This window comes from Streptomyces sp. NEAU-174 (assembly GCF_052665095.1).
The window spans coordinates 61,692-77,112 of sequence record NZ_JBQTCE010000020.1; the positions used below are offsets into that span (position 1 = coordinate 61,692).

At 74.0% G+C, this 15,421-nt stretch carries 12 protein-coding genes and 1 riboswitch; of the genes, 7 read left to right on the plus strand and 5 right to left on the minus strand.

The window, feature by feature from the left end:
• Positions 1 to 91: 91 nt before the first annotated feature.
• From ACT2CW_RS41290 to ACT2CW_RS41310, 5 genes are all read right to left on the minus strand, one after another.
• Positions 92 to 313 carry a helix-turn-helix domain-containing protein gene (locus tag ACT2CW_RS41290; RefSeq protein ID WP_020872291.1) on the minus strand — a complete coding sequence of 74 codons (222 nt, stop codon included), beginning with the start codon at positions 311 to 313 and terminating at the stop codon, positions 92 to 94.
• A gap of 423 nt (positions 314 to 736) precedes the next feature.
• Positions 737 to 2,335 (minus strand): ribosomal protection-like ABC-F family protein, encoded by a 1,599-nt coding sequence (abc-f, locus tag ACT2CW_RS41295; RefSeq protein WP_445520304.1) that lies wholly within the window; start codon positions 2,333 to 2,335, stop codon positions 737 to 739.
• A gap of 171 nt (positions 2,336 to 2,506) precedes the next feature.
• The gene (locus tag ACT2CW_RS41300) at positions 2,507 to 3,967 is read right to left on the minus strand and encodes a hypothetical protein (RefSeq protein WP_414083614.1); all 1,461 of its coding nucleotides are present in this window, start codon (positions 3,965 to 3,967) and stop codon (positions 2,507 to 2,509) included.
• A gap of 197 nt (positions 3,968 to 4,164) precedes the next feature.
• Positions 4,165 to 5,292, minus strand: a complete 1,128-nt coding sequence (locus tag ACT2CW_RS41305) for an alpha/beta hydrolase (protein ID WP_445520305.1) — start codon at positions 5,290 to 5,292, stop codon at positions 4,165 to 4,167.
• Positions 5,293 to 5,381: 89 nt separating this feature from the next.
• Positions 5,382 to 6,068 (minus strand): class II aldolase/adducin family protein, encoded by a 687-nt coding sequence (locus ACT2CW_RS41310; protein WP_164434390.1) that lies wholly within the window; start codon positions 6,066 to 6,068, stop codon positions 5,382 to 5,384.
• A 371-nt stretch (positions 6,069 to 6,439) separates the two neighbouring features.
• On the opposite strand from ACT2CW_RS41310, the gene ACT2CW_RS41315 reads away from it, so the two are divergent.
• The 7 genes from ACT2CW_RS41315 (at position 6,440) to ACT2CW_RS41345 (ending at position 15,383) form a co-directional block, all read left to right on the plus strand.
• Positions 6,440 to 7,720: an anion permease gene (locus tag ACT2CW_RS41315; protein ID WP_445520306.1), complete on the plus strand. Its 1,281-nt coding sequence runs from the start codon at positions 6,440 to 6,442 to the stop codon at positions 7,718 to 7,720.
• Between the two features lie 13 nt (positions 7,721 to 7,733).
• Positions 7,734 to 7,985, plus strand: coding sequence for a hypothetical protein (locus tag ACT2CW_RS41320; RefSeq protein ID WP_445520307.1), 252 nt, complete (start codon positions 7,734 to 7,736; stop codon positions 7,983 to 7,985).
• A 142-nt stretch (positions 7,986 to 8,127) separates the two neighbouring features.
• Positions 8,128 to 8,345, plus strand: a riboswitch (cobalamin riboswitch).
• A gap of 146 nt (positions 8,346 to 8,491) precedes the next feature.
• Positions 8,492 to 9,475: a cobalamin biosynthesis protein gene (locus tag ACT2CW_RS41325; RefSeq protein WP_445520308.1), complete on the plus strand. Its 984-nt coding sequence runs from the start codon at positions 8,492 to 8,494 to the stop codon at positions 9,473 to 9,475.
• Complete coding sequence (locus ACT2CW_RS41330) at positions 9,472 to 11,091, plus strand: cobyric acid synthase (RefSeq protein WP_445520309.1); 1,620 nt, start codon at positions 9,472 to 9,474, stop codon at positions 11,089 to 11,091. The genes ACT2CW_RS41325 and ACT2CW_RS41330 overlap by 4 nt, the downstream gene beginning before the upstream one ends.
• Positions 11,092 to 11,149: 58 nt before the next feature.
• Positions 11,150 to 13,288, plus strand: coding sequence for a putative cobaltochelatase (locus tag ACT2CW_RS41335; protein WP_445520310.1), 2,139 nt, complete (start codon positions 11,150 to 11,152; stop codon positions 13,286 to 13,288).
• Positions 13,288 to 13,884, plus strand: coding sequence for a cob(I)yrinic acid a,c-diamide adenosyltransferase (cobO, locus tag ACT2CW_RS41340; RefSeq protein WP_182469057.1), 597 nt, complete (start codon positions 13,288 to 13,290; stop codon positions 13,882 to 13,884). Before ACT2CW_RS41335 ends, cobO begins: the two co-directional genes overlap by 1 nt.
• Positions 13,878 to 15,383 (plus strand): cobyrinate a,c-diamide synthase, encoded by a 1,506-nt coding sequence (locus tag ACT2CW_RS41345; RefSeq protein ID WP_445520311.1) that lies wholly within the window; start codon positions 13,878 to 13,880, stop codon positions 15,381 to 15,383. The genes cobO and ACT2CW_RS41345 overlap by 7 nt, the downstream gene beginning before the upstream one ends.
• Positions 15,384 to 15,421 lie beyond the last annotated feature (38 nt).

Below are 15,421 nucleotides of genomic sequence, written 5' to 3' on the forward strand. Positions count from 1 at the left end.
GTGACTGCACAGTAACCACCCGGCCGAACCGACGATCAGCCGGGTGGCACCCTTGTCCCTACCTGCTGATGGTGATGGAGCATGCGGGCGGTCAGGCCGAGGCGGTCTTCTTGCCTCGCGTCGCACCGCCGCGTCCCCGTAGGGAAACTCCGGATTCGCTGAGCATCCGGTGAACGAATCCGTAGGAACGGCCGGTCTCCTCGGCCAGCGCCCGGATGCTCGCCCCGGAGTCGTACTTCTTCTTCAGGTCTGCCGCGAGCTTTTCGCGCGCGGCGCCGGTCACCCGGCTGCCCTTCTTCAGAGTCTCGGCCACCCGTGCCTCCTCATGGGAAGTGCGCTCTGGACTCTCATGATCACCCCTACAGGCCTTCCTGGCCACCCATTCGGCAAGGTCTGTGGATGAAGGATTGCGGGAAATCGCGGCGCGGCGACCTTCGGAAGCAAGGATTCCGGCGCTGTTCAACCTGACACTCTTTCGTGTTCAGCGACGAAGAGGCAGGTCAGGGCATACGTGAGCTACGTCGCAGAGACCCGGACCGGCGCACGGCACGTGGTGTGCGCCGGTGGCCCACGACGCGCCGCGATACCAGCCGTTCTCACTCAGATGATGGATCACGCCTAGGCCGAATGATCTACAGGAAGGGGATCGGACCGGAGGAACCGGACTCTTGGGGCGGCGTCCGGAACGCCGCCCTCCGCCCCTGCGCCGGGCCCGCCCCGCCCGCCGTCGGCCTCGTCAGGCGAGCGCGACGAGGTCCGCGTACTCCTGGCCCCACAGGTCCTCGACGCCGTCCGGAAGCAGAATGATCCGCTCCGGCTGGAGCGCGTCGACGGCGCCCTCGTCGTGGGTCACCAGGACCACCGCACCGGCGAAGGTGCGCAGCGCCCCGAGGATCTCCTCACGGCTGGCCGGGTCGAGGTTGTTGGTGGGCTCGTCCAGCAGCAGCACATTGGCCGAGGAGACCACCAGGGTGGCCAGCGCCAGCCGGGTCTTCTCGCCGCCGGAGAGCACCCGGGCCGGCTTGTCCACGTCGTCGCCGGAGAACAGGAACGACCCGAGCGTCTTACGGATGTCGACGAGGTCGAGATCCGGGGCGGCGGAGCGCATGTTCTCCAGGACGGTGCGGTCCGGGTCGAGCGTCTCGTGCTCCTGCGCGTAGTAGCCCAGCTTCAGCCCGTGGCCGGGGGTCACCTGGCCGGTGTCCGGCTTCTCGACCCCGGCCAGCAGCCGCAGCAGGGTCGTCTTACCGGCGCCGTTCAGCCCGAGGATGACGACCCGGGACCCCTTGTCGACGGCCAGGTTGACATCGGTGAAGATCTCCAGGGAGCCGTACGACTTCGACAGCCCCTCCGCGGTCAGCGGGGTCTTGCCGCACGGGGCCGGGTCGGGGAAGCGCAGCTTGGCGACCTTGTCGGACCGCCGGGCTTCCTCCAGGCCGGACAGCAGCTTCTCGGCGCGGCGGGCCATGTTCTGCGCGGCCACGGTCTTGGTCGCCTTGGCGCGCATCTTGTCGGCCTGCGCGTTGAGCGCCGCGGCCTTCTTCTCGGCGTTGGCGCGCTCGCGCTTGCGGCGCTTCTCGTCGGCCTCGCGCTGGGCCTGGTAGAGCTTCCAGCCCATGTTGTAGATGTCGATCACCGAGCGGTTGGCGTCGAGGTAGAAGACCTTGTTGACCACCGTCTCGACGAGGTCGACATCGTGGGAGATGACGATGAAGCCGCCGCTGTAGGTCTTGAGGTAGTCCCGCAGCCAGGTGATCGAGTCGGCGTCGAGGTGGTTGGTCGGCTCGTCCAGCAGCAGGATGTCGGAGTCCGAGAAGAGGATCCGGGCCAGCTCGACCCGGCGCCGCTGACCGCCGGAGAGCGTATGGAGCGGCTGGCCGAGCACCCGGTCGGGCAGACCGAGGCTGGCGGCGATGGTCGCGGCCTCCGCCTCGGCGGCGTATCCGCCCTTGGTGAGGAACTCGGTCTCCAGGCGCTCGTACTTCTTCATCGCCCGCTCGCGGGTGGCGCCCTTGCCGTTGGCCATCCGGTCCTCGTTCTCGCGCATCTTACGGAGCACGGAGTCGAGCTCACGGGCCGAGAGGATGCGGTCGCGGGCGAGGACGTCGAGATCACCGGTGCGCGGGTCCTGCGGGAGGTAGCCGACCTGACCGGAGCGGGTGATGGTGCCGCCGGCCGGGATGCCCTCACCGGCCAGGCACTTGGTGAGCGTGGTCTTGCCGGCGCCGTTGCGGCCGACGAGACCGATGCGGTCGCCCTTGGCGATACGGAAGGAAGCGGACTCGATGAGGACACGGGCGCCGGCACGCAGCTCGACGCCGGAGGCGGTGATCACGGGAATTACTCCTGGGCAGGGTGGACGGCGGACGGGACGGACGAGGGCGGCCGACGCCGTCTAATGCACGAGGAGAATTGCCATGCGGCTAGTTTAGCGGTGGCGGGCAAGTCGTTTTCCCCCGGCTTTCCTCCGCCCGGCGCCCCGGCTTTCCCCCCGGCCGCCCCTCCCTCAGGCTCCGCCCGTGTGCACCTGGAAGGCCGCCCGGCGCACCGCCTTGGCCAGGGCCGGATCGGGGTGGGCCGCGGCCAGCGCCACCAGGACCTGCACGGTGCGGGGGTGCCCCACGGCCCGTACCTCCGCCAGCAGCGCGGGCACGGTGCCCTGGACGGCGGACTCCAGGTGGCGGACGAGCAGCGGGCTCTCCCCGTGGTCGGAGATGGCCGCGGCGGTGTCCACCCACAGCCAGGTGGCCTCCTCGCGGGTGAGCGCTTCCAGCGCCTCGTCCGGGTCGGCGCCCTCGTGCTCTGCGAGCCACAGGAGCGCGTAAGGCCGCAGACACGATTCGTCGACGACGGCCCGTACGTTGGGCTCGGCGGGCGCCCCGACGACGCGCAGCGCCTCGAACGCGAGCCCGCGCAGCAGCGCGTCGTCGCCGCGCGCCGCGTCGATGAGCTCGACGACCGCGCTGCCGACGGGGCGGGCGGCCAGCCAGGCGCGGTACTCGGCGCGGGCGGGGCCCGGGGTCAGCCCCGCACAGCCGCGCAGCATGTCGGCGGCGTGCTGCTCGATGTTCCCGGCCGGGCTCTGGGCGGCGACGCAGATCTGCTCGAGCTTGACCCACACCGCCCAGTTGCCGAGCGCGGTCAGCTCGGCCTCCCGGCGGTCGCCCTTGGCGTCCTCGGCCGCGCTCCCGGCGCCCTCCGGCCCCTCCTGGGGCTCCTCCCGCACGGTGAGCGCCCCGACGGACGAGAGGGCGTCCAGGGCCCAGTCGAGCAGCCCCTCGAGCGTGGCGCTGTCCTCGGCGTCCTTGGCGTCGTCGGCGCTCGCGGCGCCCCCGGCGGGCTCCCGGTCCTCCCCGACCTCCTGGGGGACCTCGCACCGCTCGGTGCGCAGCTCGGCGACCCGCTGCCGGAGCATGTCCAGCAGGGCGGAGATCTGCACGGGACCGGCCGAGAGCTGGAGCAGGGAGAGCAGCTGCGGTACGGCTTCGACGACCTCCGCGACCGCCGTCGGCTCGGCCGTCTCGGGGGCGGGGCAGGCCAGGGACCACGCGTCCAGGAGCGCGACCCAGCCGCGCAGCACGGCGCTGTCGTCCCGGTCCCACGCCTGGAGCCGCCAGCCGGGGCGGGTGGTGCCCGCGTGGTGCTCGATGAGCCCGATGAGGCGGGCGCGGTCCCAGTCGGTCCGCACCTCCCGCTCGCTCACCCCGAGCGCCTCGGCGGCGCGGGCGGCGGCCTCGTCGGACAGCGCGCCGGGCGCGCCGTGCTCGGCCGCGGCCCAGTGGGCGATCGCCACGGCCCCGGTGAGCCCCGCCCTGGCCTGCCGGGCCAGCTCCGACGGGGGCGGAGTGCCCTCCGGCGGACGGGGCGCCGGTCTTGAGCCGCGGTTCACCGCGGGCCGGCGGGCCGTGGCCATCGGCCGGTTACGGACAAGTCGGAGCCGGGAGTCGCGCGGAGTACGGGACGTCACGGAAGCAGTCTCGCCGTTGACGGCCCGAAAGCCCAATCGGCACCCGTCCGGCGGTCGCCGCGAAGGGTTCACGCCATCTTACGAACGCTTCCGCCGCCGCCCCGCGAACGCCTCCCGCGCCGTCCCGCACGCGCTTTCGCGATCGCCTTACGGGCGCTACAGGAGGTCGGGCGGCGCGGGAGGCCGCCTTACGGGCGCTACAGGAGCGGTATCAGAAAGCGCCGCAGCGCCTCCTCGTACGCCTTGGGGTCCGCGTTCCACATGGCCGCGTGCGGGGCCTGCCGCACCGTGTGAAGGGTCACCAGATCGCGCCGCCGGTCGACGAGTTCGCGCGAGACGTGCCACGGCGCGAGGGTGTCGTCGGGGCCGTGGGCGACGAGCGTGGGCACGGACAGCCGCTCCGGGTCGGCCACCTCAGGGAGCCTGCTGTCGTGGAGCCCGGTGCGCCCCTCGGCGGCGCGCAGGGCGAGCGGGAGCAGCGGCGCGGGGATGCCGCGGGCCGCGGCGAGGGCGCGCAGGGTGGCCTGCCAGTCGAGCACCGGGGAGTCCAGGACGAGGCCGATGACGCGGTGCCGCAGCGCGGAGTTCGCGGCGGCGTGGAGGGCCATCGAGGCGCCGGTGGACCAGCCGTGCAGCACGACCCCGGTCGCCCCGTACTCCACCGCGTAGCGGATGGCCGCGTCCAGGTCGCGCCACTCGGTGTCGCCGAGGTGGGATATGCCGTCCTCGGAGCGCGGGGCGCCGGGGTCCCCCCGGTAGGCGAGGTCGAGCACCGGCACCCGCAACTGCCGCAGGAAGGGCATGACGACCATAGGGTGCTCACGGGTGGTACCGAGGCCATGGGTGGTGATCACCCAGGTGGAGCGTTCGCCGGGGATGAACCAGGCGGGCAGCGGCCCGAGTTCGCCGGGCACGTCCACGTCGGCGTGGTCGATGCCGAGCGCGTCCCGCGGGTTGCCGATGTGCACCTGGGGGGTCAGCCGCACCCGGGTGCCGGGGGTGAGCTCGCCGTGGGTGACCCGCTCCAGACGGCGTACGACGCAGTCGGCGGGGTGCGGGGCGTCCTCGATGACGGGGCCGACGACGGCGTGGCAGGAGCGGCCGGTGAGGCCGTAGGTGCCGGGGCGCAGCGAGGCGAGCGAGCGGGTCAGGGTGATCTGGCCGGCCGCGGTCGCGTGGACGGTCAGCGGCGCCTCGTTCGGCAGCGGGCGGTCGGGGGCCGGTTTCAGCGCAGCGCTGGTGGCGTACCGTCCGGCCGCCACCGCGGCCACGCCGACACTCAGCAGGGTGGTGGCGGCCGCGACCGCCGTTGTTCGCAGACGCATCCCTCCCAGTGTGGTCGGCGAGGCGGCCCCCGGCCAGCGGGCGTACCCGGCCGGGTGACCGCCGGGCCGGGGCCCGGGGCGTGCCGGGCTCAGCCCTTCTGGCCGTAGCCGCTCAGCTTCTCGGCGGCGCGCCGCATCTCGTCCGGCGGGATCAGGGAGGGGGTGCGGCCGGGGACGGAGACCGCGGTGAGCCAGACCTGGCACATCCATTCGAGCTGGGCGGTGCGGTCGTACGCCTGGTCCAGGGTGGCGCCGTGGACGACGGTGCCGTGGTTGCGCAGCAGACAGCCGCTGCGGTCGCGCAGCGCCTCGAGCATGGCGGCGGCCAGTTCGTCCGTGCCGTAGAGCGCGTAGGGCGCGACGCGGACCGGGCCGCCGAGGGCGGCGGTCATGTAGTGGATCGCGGGGAGCTCGTCGACGAGCGTGGAGACGGCCGTGGCGTGGACGGCGTGGGTGTGGACCACGGCCTCGGCGTCGGTCTCCCGGTAGATCGCGAGGTGCATGGGCAGCTCGCTGGTGGGCTTCAGCGTGCCGAGGACCTGCTGTCCGTCCAGGTCGACGGCGACGGCGTCCCTGGGGCCGAGCCGGTCGTACGGGACGCCGCTCGGGGTCACCAGGACGGTGTCGCCGACCCGGGCCGAGACATTGCCCGAGGTGCCGACGACCAGGCCGTCGGCGGTGGTCCTGCGGGCCGTACTCACCACCTGCGTCCATGCCTGCCGCAGGGGATGCGTCAGCCGCGGCTGCGGCTGCCGCGTGGATCGCGACTGGGTCACCTGCCCTCACCTCCGGGGCCCGATCCTTCCAGGCGGCCGCCGACCGCGCGGCGGCGGGACCGGCGCAGCGGGCGCGGCGGCGGGACCGGCGCGGCGGGCGACTACGACCGTGCCTCGTGGGCACCCGACTCCGGACGGGTGAACGTGAGGGGACGGCGGACGCACGCGAGACCGGCCTCGGGGCCGCCTCCGGTGGCTCTCGAACGCGGCTCAACTCCCCTACGACATGGGAGCGTAGGCTGAAATTCACCAGGCTTTAGCGACACCGCAACCATGTCACCCCGATGCCCTGCTCAGTTCATCTCCCGTTCACCCTGTTTCCTTACGTTCACCGTGCCACTAACGACCTTCGAAACTGATTGACCGGGTGTATGGAACACATCACGCTTCTCATCGGGATCGTGATCGTCACGGCCTTGGTGTTCGACTTCACGAACGGCTTTCACGACACGGCTAACGCCATGGCCACCACCATCTCCACGGGAGCACTCGGGCCCAGGGTGGCGGTGGCGATGTCGGCCGTCCTCAATCTCGTCGGCGCGTTCCTGTCCGTGGAGGTGGCCAAGACCATCTCCGGCGGGATCATCGACGAGGGATCCGGTATCCAGCCAGAAGTGATCTTCGCGGGACTCGTCGGCGCGATCCTGTGGAATCTGGTGACGTGGCTCGCCGGACTCCCCTCCAGCTCCTCGCACGCCCTGTTCGGCGGTCTGATCGGCGCCACCGTGGTCTCCGTGGGCCTGGACGGGGTCAACGGCGACGCGATCGTCATGAAGGTCCTGATCCCCGCCGTCGCCGCGCCGATCGTGGCCGGCATCGCCACGCTGGCCGCCACCCGGCTCACCTACCGGCTCGGCCGCGACCGCTCCCCCGAGGACACCGCGAAGGGCTACCGCGCGGGGCAGATCGCCTCGGCCGCCCTGGTCTCCCTGGCCCACGGCACCAACGACGCCCAGAAGACGATGGGCGTGATCACCCTGGCGCTGGTCACCGGGAACGTGGTGGCGCCCGACTCCGACCCGCCGCTGTGGGTCATCGTCTCGGCGGGCCTGGCCATCGCGCTCGGCACCTACCTGGGCGGCTGGCGCATCATCCGCACCATGGGCAAGGGCATCACCGACATCCAGCCGCCGCAGGGCTTCGCCGCCCAGACCGGCGCCGCGACCGTCATCCTCGCCTCCTCCCACATCGGCTTCGCGCTGTCCACCACCCAGGTCTGCTCCGGCGCCGTCATGGGCGCGGGTGTCGGCCGCAAGGGCGCCGTGGTGCGCTGGTCGACCGCGGGCCGCATGGTGGTCGCCTGGGTGCTGACCCTGCCGGCCGCCGGTCTGGTGGCGGGCGCCGCCGCGCTCCTCGCCGACCAGGGGAACGCGGGAATCACGGCGGTGGCCGTGCTCGCCGTCCTGGCCTGCGGGGCGATCTGGATGCTGTCGCGCCGCAAGCCCGTGGACCACACCAACGTCAACGAGGTCGGCACCCAGGAGCCGGTGGGCGCCGTCACGGCCGCCCTGCGGTCCGTGGCCCCGCCGCCCGCCGGTGCGGCGAGCGCCGCCCCCGAGGACGACACCTCGGAGCACACCCCCGAGCACACCCCCGAGCAGACCCCCGAGCAGACCCCCACCCCCGCCGCCGCGAGCAGCACCACCCGCTAAGGAGCCAGGAAACATGAGCATCGACTGGGCGGCACTCGGCCAGGTCTTCGGCATCAGCCTCGCGGTGACCGTCGGCATGGTGGGCGTCTTCACCCTGGGCATCGTCGGCACCTCCCGTAAGGCGGCGCCGGAGCAGGGCGGCACGGCCGCCGCCGTGCCCGGGGGCGCGGTGGGCGCCTCCTCGCTCACGCGCACCGGCGCGTACGCCTGCTTCGCGGTGTGCGCCGCGGCCGTGGCATACGGCATCTATCTGATCGTCGCCTGAGGACCCCGCTTCCCCGAACGACCCACCGGCCGCCGGATCGTGGCGCTGACCAGCGCCGACCATCCGGCGGCCGTCCTGTGGGGGGCGGTTGGCTGTGGGGCTCGGCACACTCGGGCGTCATAGGTCATATGCGAGTTGACGGCCATTCGCGGCCCATGGTGGACTTCCCGAGCCAAACGGCGGCAGGAGAGGAAGCCGGTGAGAATCCGGCGCGGTCCCGCCACTGTCACCGGGGAGCACCCTCCCATCGCCTGTATGGGGTCACGGCTCGTCCGTACGGTTCGTCGCGTACGCGGGGCTGGAAGACCGGGAGGGCCGCGGATCCGGGAGCCAGGAGACTCTCACCGCCGGTCACGTCGAACCAGGGCGCGGACCCTGAGTGAGGACATACCGCCATGCCCGGCATCGTCACGCCGCCAGCCCTCCCTGTCCGCCTCGGCTCTTCCGGCCCCTCCGGCCCGTCTGGTTCCGTATCGCCGCGCCGAGGCGTGACGGCGGCCTGACGGATGCCTGCCGACCACGCCTCGTTCACGTGTGGCGCGGCCCTCGGCTTCCTCGGCGACCTCGCCACGGGTGACCCGCGCCGCGGCCATCCGGTGGCCGCGTTCGGGCGCGCCGCCGCGGCCGCCGAGCGCCGGCTGTGGCGCGACCACCGGGGCTACGGGGCCCTGCACACCGCGCTGTGCGCGGGCGGCGCGGCCGCCGGTGCCGCGCTGCTGACCCGCGCCGTACGGGGCCTCGGCAGCCGCCGTGGCGCGGAGGTCGCGCTGACCGCCGCCGCCACCTGGGCCGTGCTGGGCGGCACGAGCCTGGGCCGGGAGGCACGGGCCGTCGGCGGGGCGCTGGCCGCCGGGGACCTCGAGGTCGCCCGGGAGCGGCTGCCGCATCTGTGCGGCCGCGATCCGCAGGCGCTGGACGGGCCGCAGATCGCCCGCGCGGTGGTCGAATCGGTGGCCGAGAACACCTCCGACGCCGTCGTGGGCGCGCTGGTGTGGGGCGCCGTGGGCGGCGTGCCGGGGCTCATAGGATTCCGCGCCGTCAACACCCTGGACGCCATGGTGGGCCACAAGTCGCCGCGCTACCGGCGGTTCGGCTGGGCGGCGGCCCGGCTGGACGATGTGGCCGGCTGGCCCGGTGCGCGCCTTACGGCGGCCCTGGCGACGCTCGCGGGCCCCGATCCGCGCGGTGCGTGGCGCGCCTGGCGGCGCGACGGCGGACGCCATCCGAGCCCCAACGCGGGCCCCGTGGAGGCGTCCTTCGCGGGCGCGCTCGGCGTCCGGCTGGGCGGCACCCTCGCGTACGGCGGCCGGGTCGAGCACCGGCCGGTGCTCAACTCCGGCGGGCGGCCGGTGGAGTCGGCCGACATCGAGCGGGCGATACGGCTGTCGCGGCGCGTCGGCGTGCTGGCGCTCGGGGTGTCCATGGCGGCCCGGCCGGTCCTGAGGGCGTTGACGGGGCGGCCCCGGGCCTTGGGAAGGGGCGGCGGATGAGCGGGATACGCGGTAAGGGCGGCACGGAGGGTTCCGGGGCACGCGGCTCCGGGGCACGCGGCGGGGGGCTGCTCGTCGCGGGCACGACCTCCGACGCGGGCAAGAGCGTGGTGACGGCCGGGATCTGCCGGTGGCTCGCCCGTAAGGGCGTCAGCGTGGCGCCCTTCAAGGCGCAGAACATGTCGCTCAACTCCTTCGTCACCCGGGAGGGGGCGGAGATCGGGCGGGCGCAGGCCATGCAGGCGGCCGCCGCGCGCGTCGAGCCCAGTGCGCTGATGAACCCGGTCCTGCTGAAGCCGGGCGGCGACCGCAGCAGCCAGGTGGTGCTGCTGGGCAAGCCGGTGGGCGAGCTGAGCGCGCGTGGCTACTTCGGCGGGCCCGGGGCCCCCTCACCCGGCGAGAGGGTCTCCACAGGGCGGGAGGCGCTGCTGGGGACCGTCACGGAGTGCCTGGAGGAGCTGCGGCGCACCCATGACGCGGTGATCTGCGAGGGCGCGGGCAGCCCCGCCGAGATCAATCTGCGCCGCACCGACATCGTCAACATGGGTCTTGCGCGCGCCGCCGGGCTTCCGGTCGTGGTGGTCGGGGACATCGACCGCGGTGGTGTCTTCGCGTCCTTCTTCGGCACGACCGCGCTGCTGTCGGCCGCCGATCAACGGCATGTGGCCGCCTACCTGGTGAACAAGTTCCGCGGCGATGCGAGCCTTCTGGAGCCCGGCCTCGAGATGCTGCGCGACCTCACCGGGCGCCCGACCGTCGGGGTGCTCCCGTTCGCCCACGGGCTGGGCATCGACGAGGAGGACGGGCTGCGGGTGTCGCTGCGCGGCGCGGTGCGGGAGAGCGTCGTGGCGCCCCCTTACGGCGCGGACGTCCTGCGGATCGCGGTGGCCGCCGTGCCGCTGATGTCCAACTTCACGGACGTGGACGCGCTGGCGGCAGAGCCGGGCGTGATCGTGCGGTTCGTGGACCGGCCCGAGGAACTGGCCGACGCCGACCTGGTGGTGCTGCCGGGCACCAGGGGCACCGTAAGGGCGCTGGAGTGGCTGCGTGAGCGCGGGCTGGCCGACGCGATCGCCCGGCGGGCCGTCGAGGGCCGTCCGGTGCTGGGCGTCTGCGGCGGCTTCCAGGCGCTCGGGGAGCGCATCGAGGACGAGGTCGAGTCGAAGGCCGGGACGGTCGCCGGGCTCGGGCTGCTGCCGGTGCGGGTGCGGTTCGCGGCCGAGAAGACCCTGGCCCGGCCGGTGGGCGAGGCGCTCGGCGAGCGGGTGGAGGGCTACGAGATCCACCACGGGGTCGCCGAGCTGCTGGACGGGGCCGAGGAGCCCTTCCTGGACGGCTGCCGGGTGGGCTCGGTGTGGGGCACGCACTGGCACGGCTCGCTGGAGAGCGACGGCTTCCGGCGGGCGTTTCTGCGGCGGGTGGCCGCCGCGGCGGGCCGGGCGTTCGTCCCCGCGCCGGACACCCGCTTCGGCGAGCTGCGCGAGGAGCAGCTCGACCGCCTCGGCGACCTGATCGAGGAGCACGCCGACACGGACGCGCTGCTGCGGCTCATCGAGGAGGGCGTCCCGGAGGGGCTGCCGTTCGTCCCTCCGGGGGTCCCAGGGGGGACGCCATGACGAGCCCCCGCCCCCACACCGGACCGCTGTGCCCACGCACCCCAGGAGGTATCACCGCGTGACCACCACCTACCCCTTCAGCGCGATCGTCGGCATGGACGGCCTGCGGCTCGGCCTGCTCCTCAACGCCGTCTCACCCGCCGTGGGCGGCGTCCTGGTGCGCGGCGAGAAGGGCACGGCCAAGAGCACCGCCGTAAGGGCGATCGCCTCGCTGCTGCCCGAGGTGGACGTGGTGGCCGGGTGCCGGTTCTCCTGCGATCCCGCCGCGCCCGACCCGTCCTGCCCGGACGGACCCCATGAGCCGGGCACGGGCGAGGCGCGCCCCGCGCGGATGGTCGAACTGCCCGTGGGCGCCTCCGAGGACCGGCTGGTGGGCGCGCTGGACATCGAGCGGGCGCTGTCGGACGGCGTGAAGGCGTTCGAGCCCGGGCTGCTCGCGGACGCCCACCGCGGGGTGCTCTACGTCGACGAGGTCAACCTGCTGCACGACCATCTGATCGACCTGCTGCTCGACGCGGCCGCCATGGGCGCCTCCTACGTGGAGCGCGAGGGGGTGTCCGTACGGCACGCGGCGCGCTTCCTCCTGGTGGGCACCATGAACCCCGAAGAGGGCGAGCTGCGGCCGCAGTTGCTGGACCGCTTCGGCCTCACGGTGGAGGTCGCGGCGTCCCGCGACACCGAGGAGCGGGTCGAGGTGGTGCGGCGGCGGCTGGCGTACGACGAGGACCCCGAGGGGTTCGCGGCGCGCTGGGCGGCGGACGAGGAGGCCCTGCGGGAGCGCATCGCGGCGGCGCGCTCCCTGCTGCCGCGGGTGGCTCTCGGCGACCGCGCGCTGCGGCAGATCGCGGCGGTGTGCGCCGGGTTCGAGGTGGACGGGATGCGCGCGGACATCGTGACGGCCCGTACGGCGACCGCGCTGGCCGCCTGGGCGGGGCGCACCGACGTCCGGACCGAGGACGTACGGGGGGCCGCGCTGTTGTCGCTCCCCCACCGCAGGCGGCGGGCGCCGTTCGACGCGCCGGGGCTCGACGAGGACAAACTGGACGAGATCCTGCGGCGGTTCGAGGAGGACGACCCGGAGCCGGATCCGGACCCGGGCCCCGAGGACGGGCCGGGCGGCTCCGGACCGGACGACCCGGGCGGCCCCGAGGGCGGACCGCAGGAGGGCGCGGGTGACGGGCCGGGGGAGCAGTCGCCGCCCGCCGGACCCGAGCCGTCCGTCCCCGACCAGCGCACGGGTGAGCACGAGACGGCCGACCGCGAGCCCGACTCCGCCCCGGCCGACCGCGACAGCGGGCCGGGCGAAGCGGACGACGGTGTGGGCGGGACCGGAGGTGAGCGGGCGGCCGTGGGCGCCGCCGAACCGTTCCGGACCCGGCGGCTCGACGTCCCCGGCCTGGGCGAGGGCGCGGCGGGTCGTCGCTCGCGCGCCCGCAGCGCGCACGGCCGCACCACCGGGGCGCGCCGCCCGCGGGGGACGCTCTCCGCGCTGCATCTGTCGGCGACCGTCCGGGCGGCCGCCCCGCATCAGCTGGCGCGCGGACGGCGCGGTCCCGGGCTGCTGGTGCGCCGGGACGATCTGCGCGAGGCGGTGCGCGAGGGCCGGGAGGGCAATCTCGTGCTGTTCGTGGTGGACGCGTCGGGCTCGATGGCCGCGCGGAAGCGGATGAGCGCGATCAAGGGCGCGGTGCTGTCGCTGCTGCTCGACGCCTACCAGCGGCGGGACAAGGTCGGGCTGATCACCTTCCGGGGCGCGGACGCCGAGCTGACGCTGCCGCCCACCTCGTCGGTGGACACGGCCGCCGCACGGCTGGAGCGGCTGCCGACGGGCGGCCGTACGCCGCTGGCGGCCGGGCTGTTGAAGGCCCGGGAGGTACTGCGGGTGGAGCGGCTGCGGGATCCCGCACGCCGTCCGCTGCTGGTCGTGGTGACCGACGGGCGGGCCACGGAGGCGCGGCGGTCCGGCGGGCCCACGCCGGTCGAGCGGGCCGGGCGCGCGGCGCGGCTGCTCGCGGGCGACGGGGTCGCCTCGGTGGTCGTGGACTGCGAGGCGGGGCCGGTGCGGCTGGGGCTCGCGGGCGCGCTCGCGCGCGAACTGCGGGGCACTCCGGTGACACTCGACGAGCTGCGCGCCGACAGCGTGACCGCGCTGGTGCGCGATGTACGAACCGTTTCGAACCCTCGGAGGGCCGCCTGATGCCGCAAGGACAACCGACCGTCGTGCCGGACGACGGGCTGACCACCCGCCAGCGCCGCAACCGTCCGCTGGTGCTCGTCCACACAGGTCAGGGCAAGGGCAAGTCGACCGCGGCGTTCGGGCTGGCGCTGCGGGCGTGGAACCAAAACTGGCCGGTCGGTGTATTCCAATTTGTAAAGTCCGCGAAATGGCGGGTCGGCGAGGAGCGCGCGCTGCGCGTCCTCGGCGACTCGGGCGAAGGGGGGACCGTCGCATGGCACAAGATGGGCGAGGGCTGGTCGTGGGTCCAGCGCGACATGGCTTCCAGCGAGGAGGCCGCACGCGAGGGCTGGGCGCAGGTCAAGCGCGATCTCGCGGCGGAGACATACCGGCTCTATGTGCTGGACGAGTTCGCGTATCCGATGCACTGGGGCTGGGTGGACCCCGACGAGGTGGTGGCGGTGCTGCGGGACCGCCCCGGGACGCAGCACGTGGTCATCACGGGGCGTAACGCACCGGCGCAGCTGCTGGACTTCGCCGACCTGGTCACCGACATGTCCAAGGTCAAGCATCCGATGGACGCCGGTCAGAAGGGCCAGCGAGGCATCGAGTGGTGAGTGTCCCACGCCTGGTGATCGCGGCGCCCGCCTCCGGCAGCGGGAAGACGACGGTCACGGCGGGGCTGATGGCCGCCTTCGCGGAGCGCGGTCTGGATGTGTCCCCGCACAAGGTCGGCCCGGACTACATCGACCCTGGCTATCACGCGCTGGCCATCTCCTCGGCCGGTTCTTCGGTCGGCTCTCCGGGCGCCTCCGGGGCCGGCCGGTCGCGGACCGGAGTCGCGCGCCCGGGCCGGAATCTGGACGCCTATCTATGCGGTCCGGACCGGATCGCGCCGCTGTTCCTGCATGGGGCGGCGGGCTGCGATCTGGCCCTGGTCGAGGGGGTGATGGGTCTGTTCGACGGGGCGGCCGGACAGGGCGAGCTGGCCTCGACGGCGCATGTGGCCAAGCTGCTGCGGGCACCGGTGGTGCTGGTGGTGGACGCGTCGTCGCAGTCCCGGTCGGTGGCCGCGCTGGTGCATGGCTTCGCCTCCTGGGACCCCGAGGTGCGAGTGGCGGGGGTGATCCTCAACAAGGTCGCTTCGGACCGTCACGAGGCGATGCTGCGCGAGGCGCTGGAGGGGTGCGGGGTGCCGGTGTTCGGCGCGCTGCGCCGGACGCGGGCGGTGCGGGCCCCGAGCCGCCATCTGGGTCTGGTGCCGGTGGCCGAGCGCCATGCGGAGGCGGTCGGTTCGGCGGCCGCGCTGGCGGCGCGGGTGCGGGAGGGCTGCGATCTCGACGGGCTGCTGACGCTGGCGCGCAGCGCACCGCCGCTGTCCGGGCGGGCCTGGGATCCGGAGGAGGAGATACACCGGGCGATGGCCGCCGTCCCCGGTACCGGGGGCCGGGGCGACGATGCCGGGGGCCGGGGCGACGGTGCAGCGGGCCGGGGCGGCCGGGCGGCTCGGCCGGTGGTCGCCGTGGCGGGCGGGGCCGCGTTCACCTTCTCGTACGCGGAGCACGCCGAGTTGCTCACGGCGGCCGGGGCGCGGGTCGTCCCCTTCGACCCACTGCGGGACGAGCGCCTCCCGGAGGGCACCGGCGGTCTGGTGATCGGCGGCGGCTTCCCGGAGGTCTACGCCCCCGAGCTGTCCGCGAACGAGCCGCTGCGCGCCGCCGTCGCCGGGCTCGCCGCCTCCGGCGCGCCCATCGCCGCCGAATGTGCCGGGCTGCTGTATCTGGCGCATTCGCTGGACGGGGAGCCGATGTGCGGGGTGCTGGCCGCGAAGGCACGGATGTCGGAACGTCTGACGCTGGGCTACCGTGAGGCCGTGGCCGTCTCCGACACCTCACTCGCCGCCGCGGGGACACGGGTGCACGGCCATGAGTTCCACCGCACGACCATCGTGCCCGGAGCGGGACCGGAGCCCGCCTGGGGGCTCGTCCACCCGGAGCGTCGTACCGAAGGGTTCGCACAGGGAGATGTGCATGCCTCCTATCTGCATGTGCACTGGGCCTCGGTCCCGGGGGCGGCGGCCCGGTTCGTCGACAGATGTGTGTCCCCCGCCGGTTGAGCCGGGGCGGTGAGCTGACGTGGAGGTCATCGGCCGGG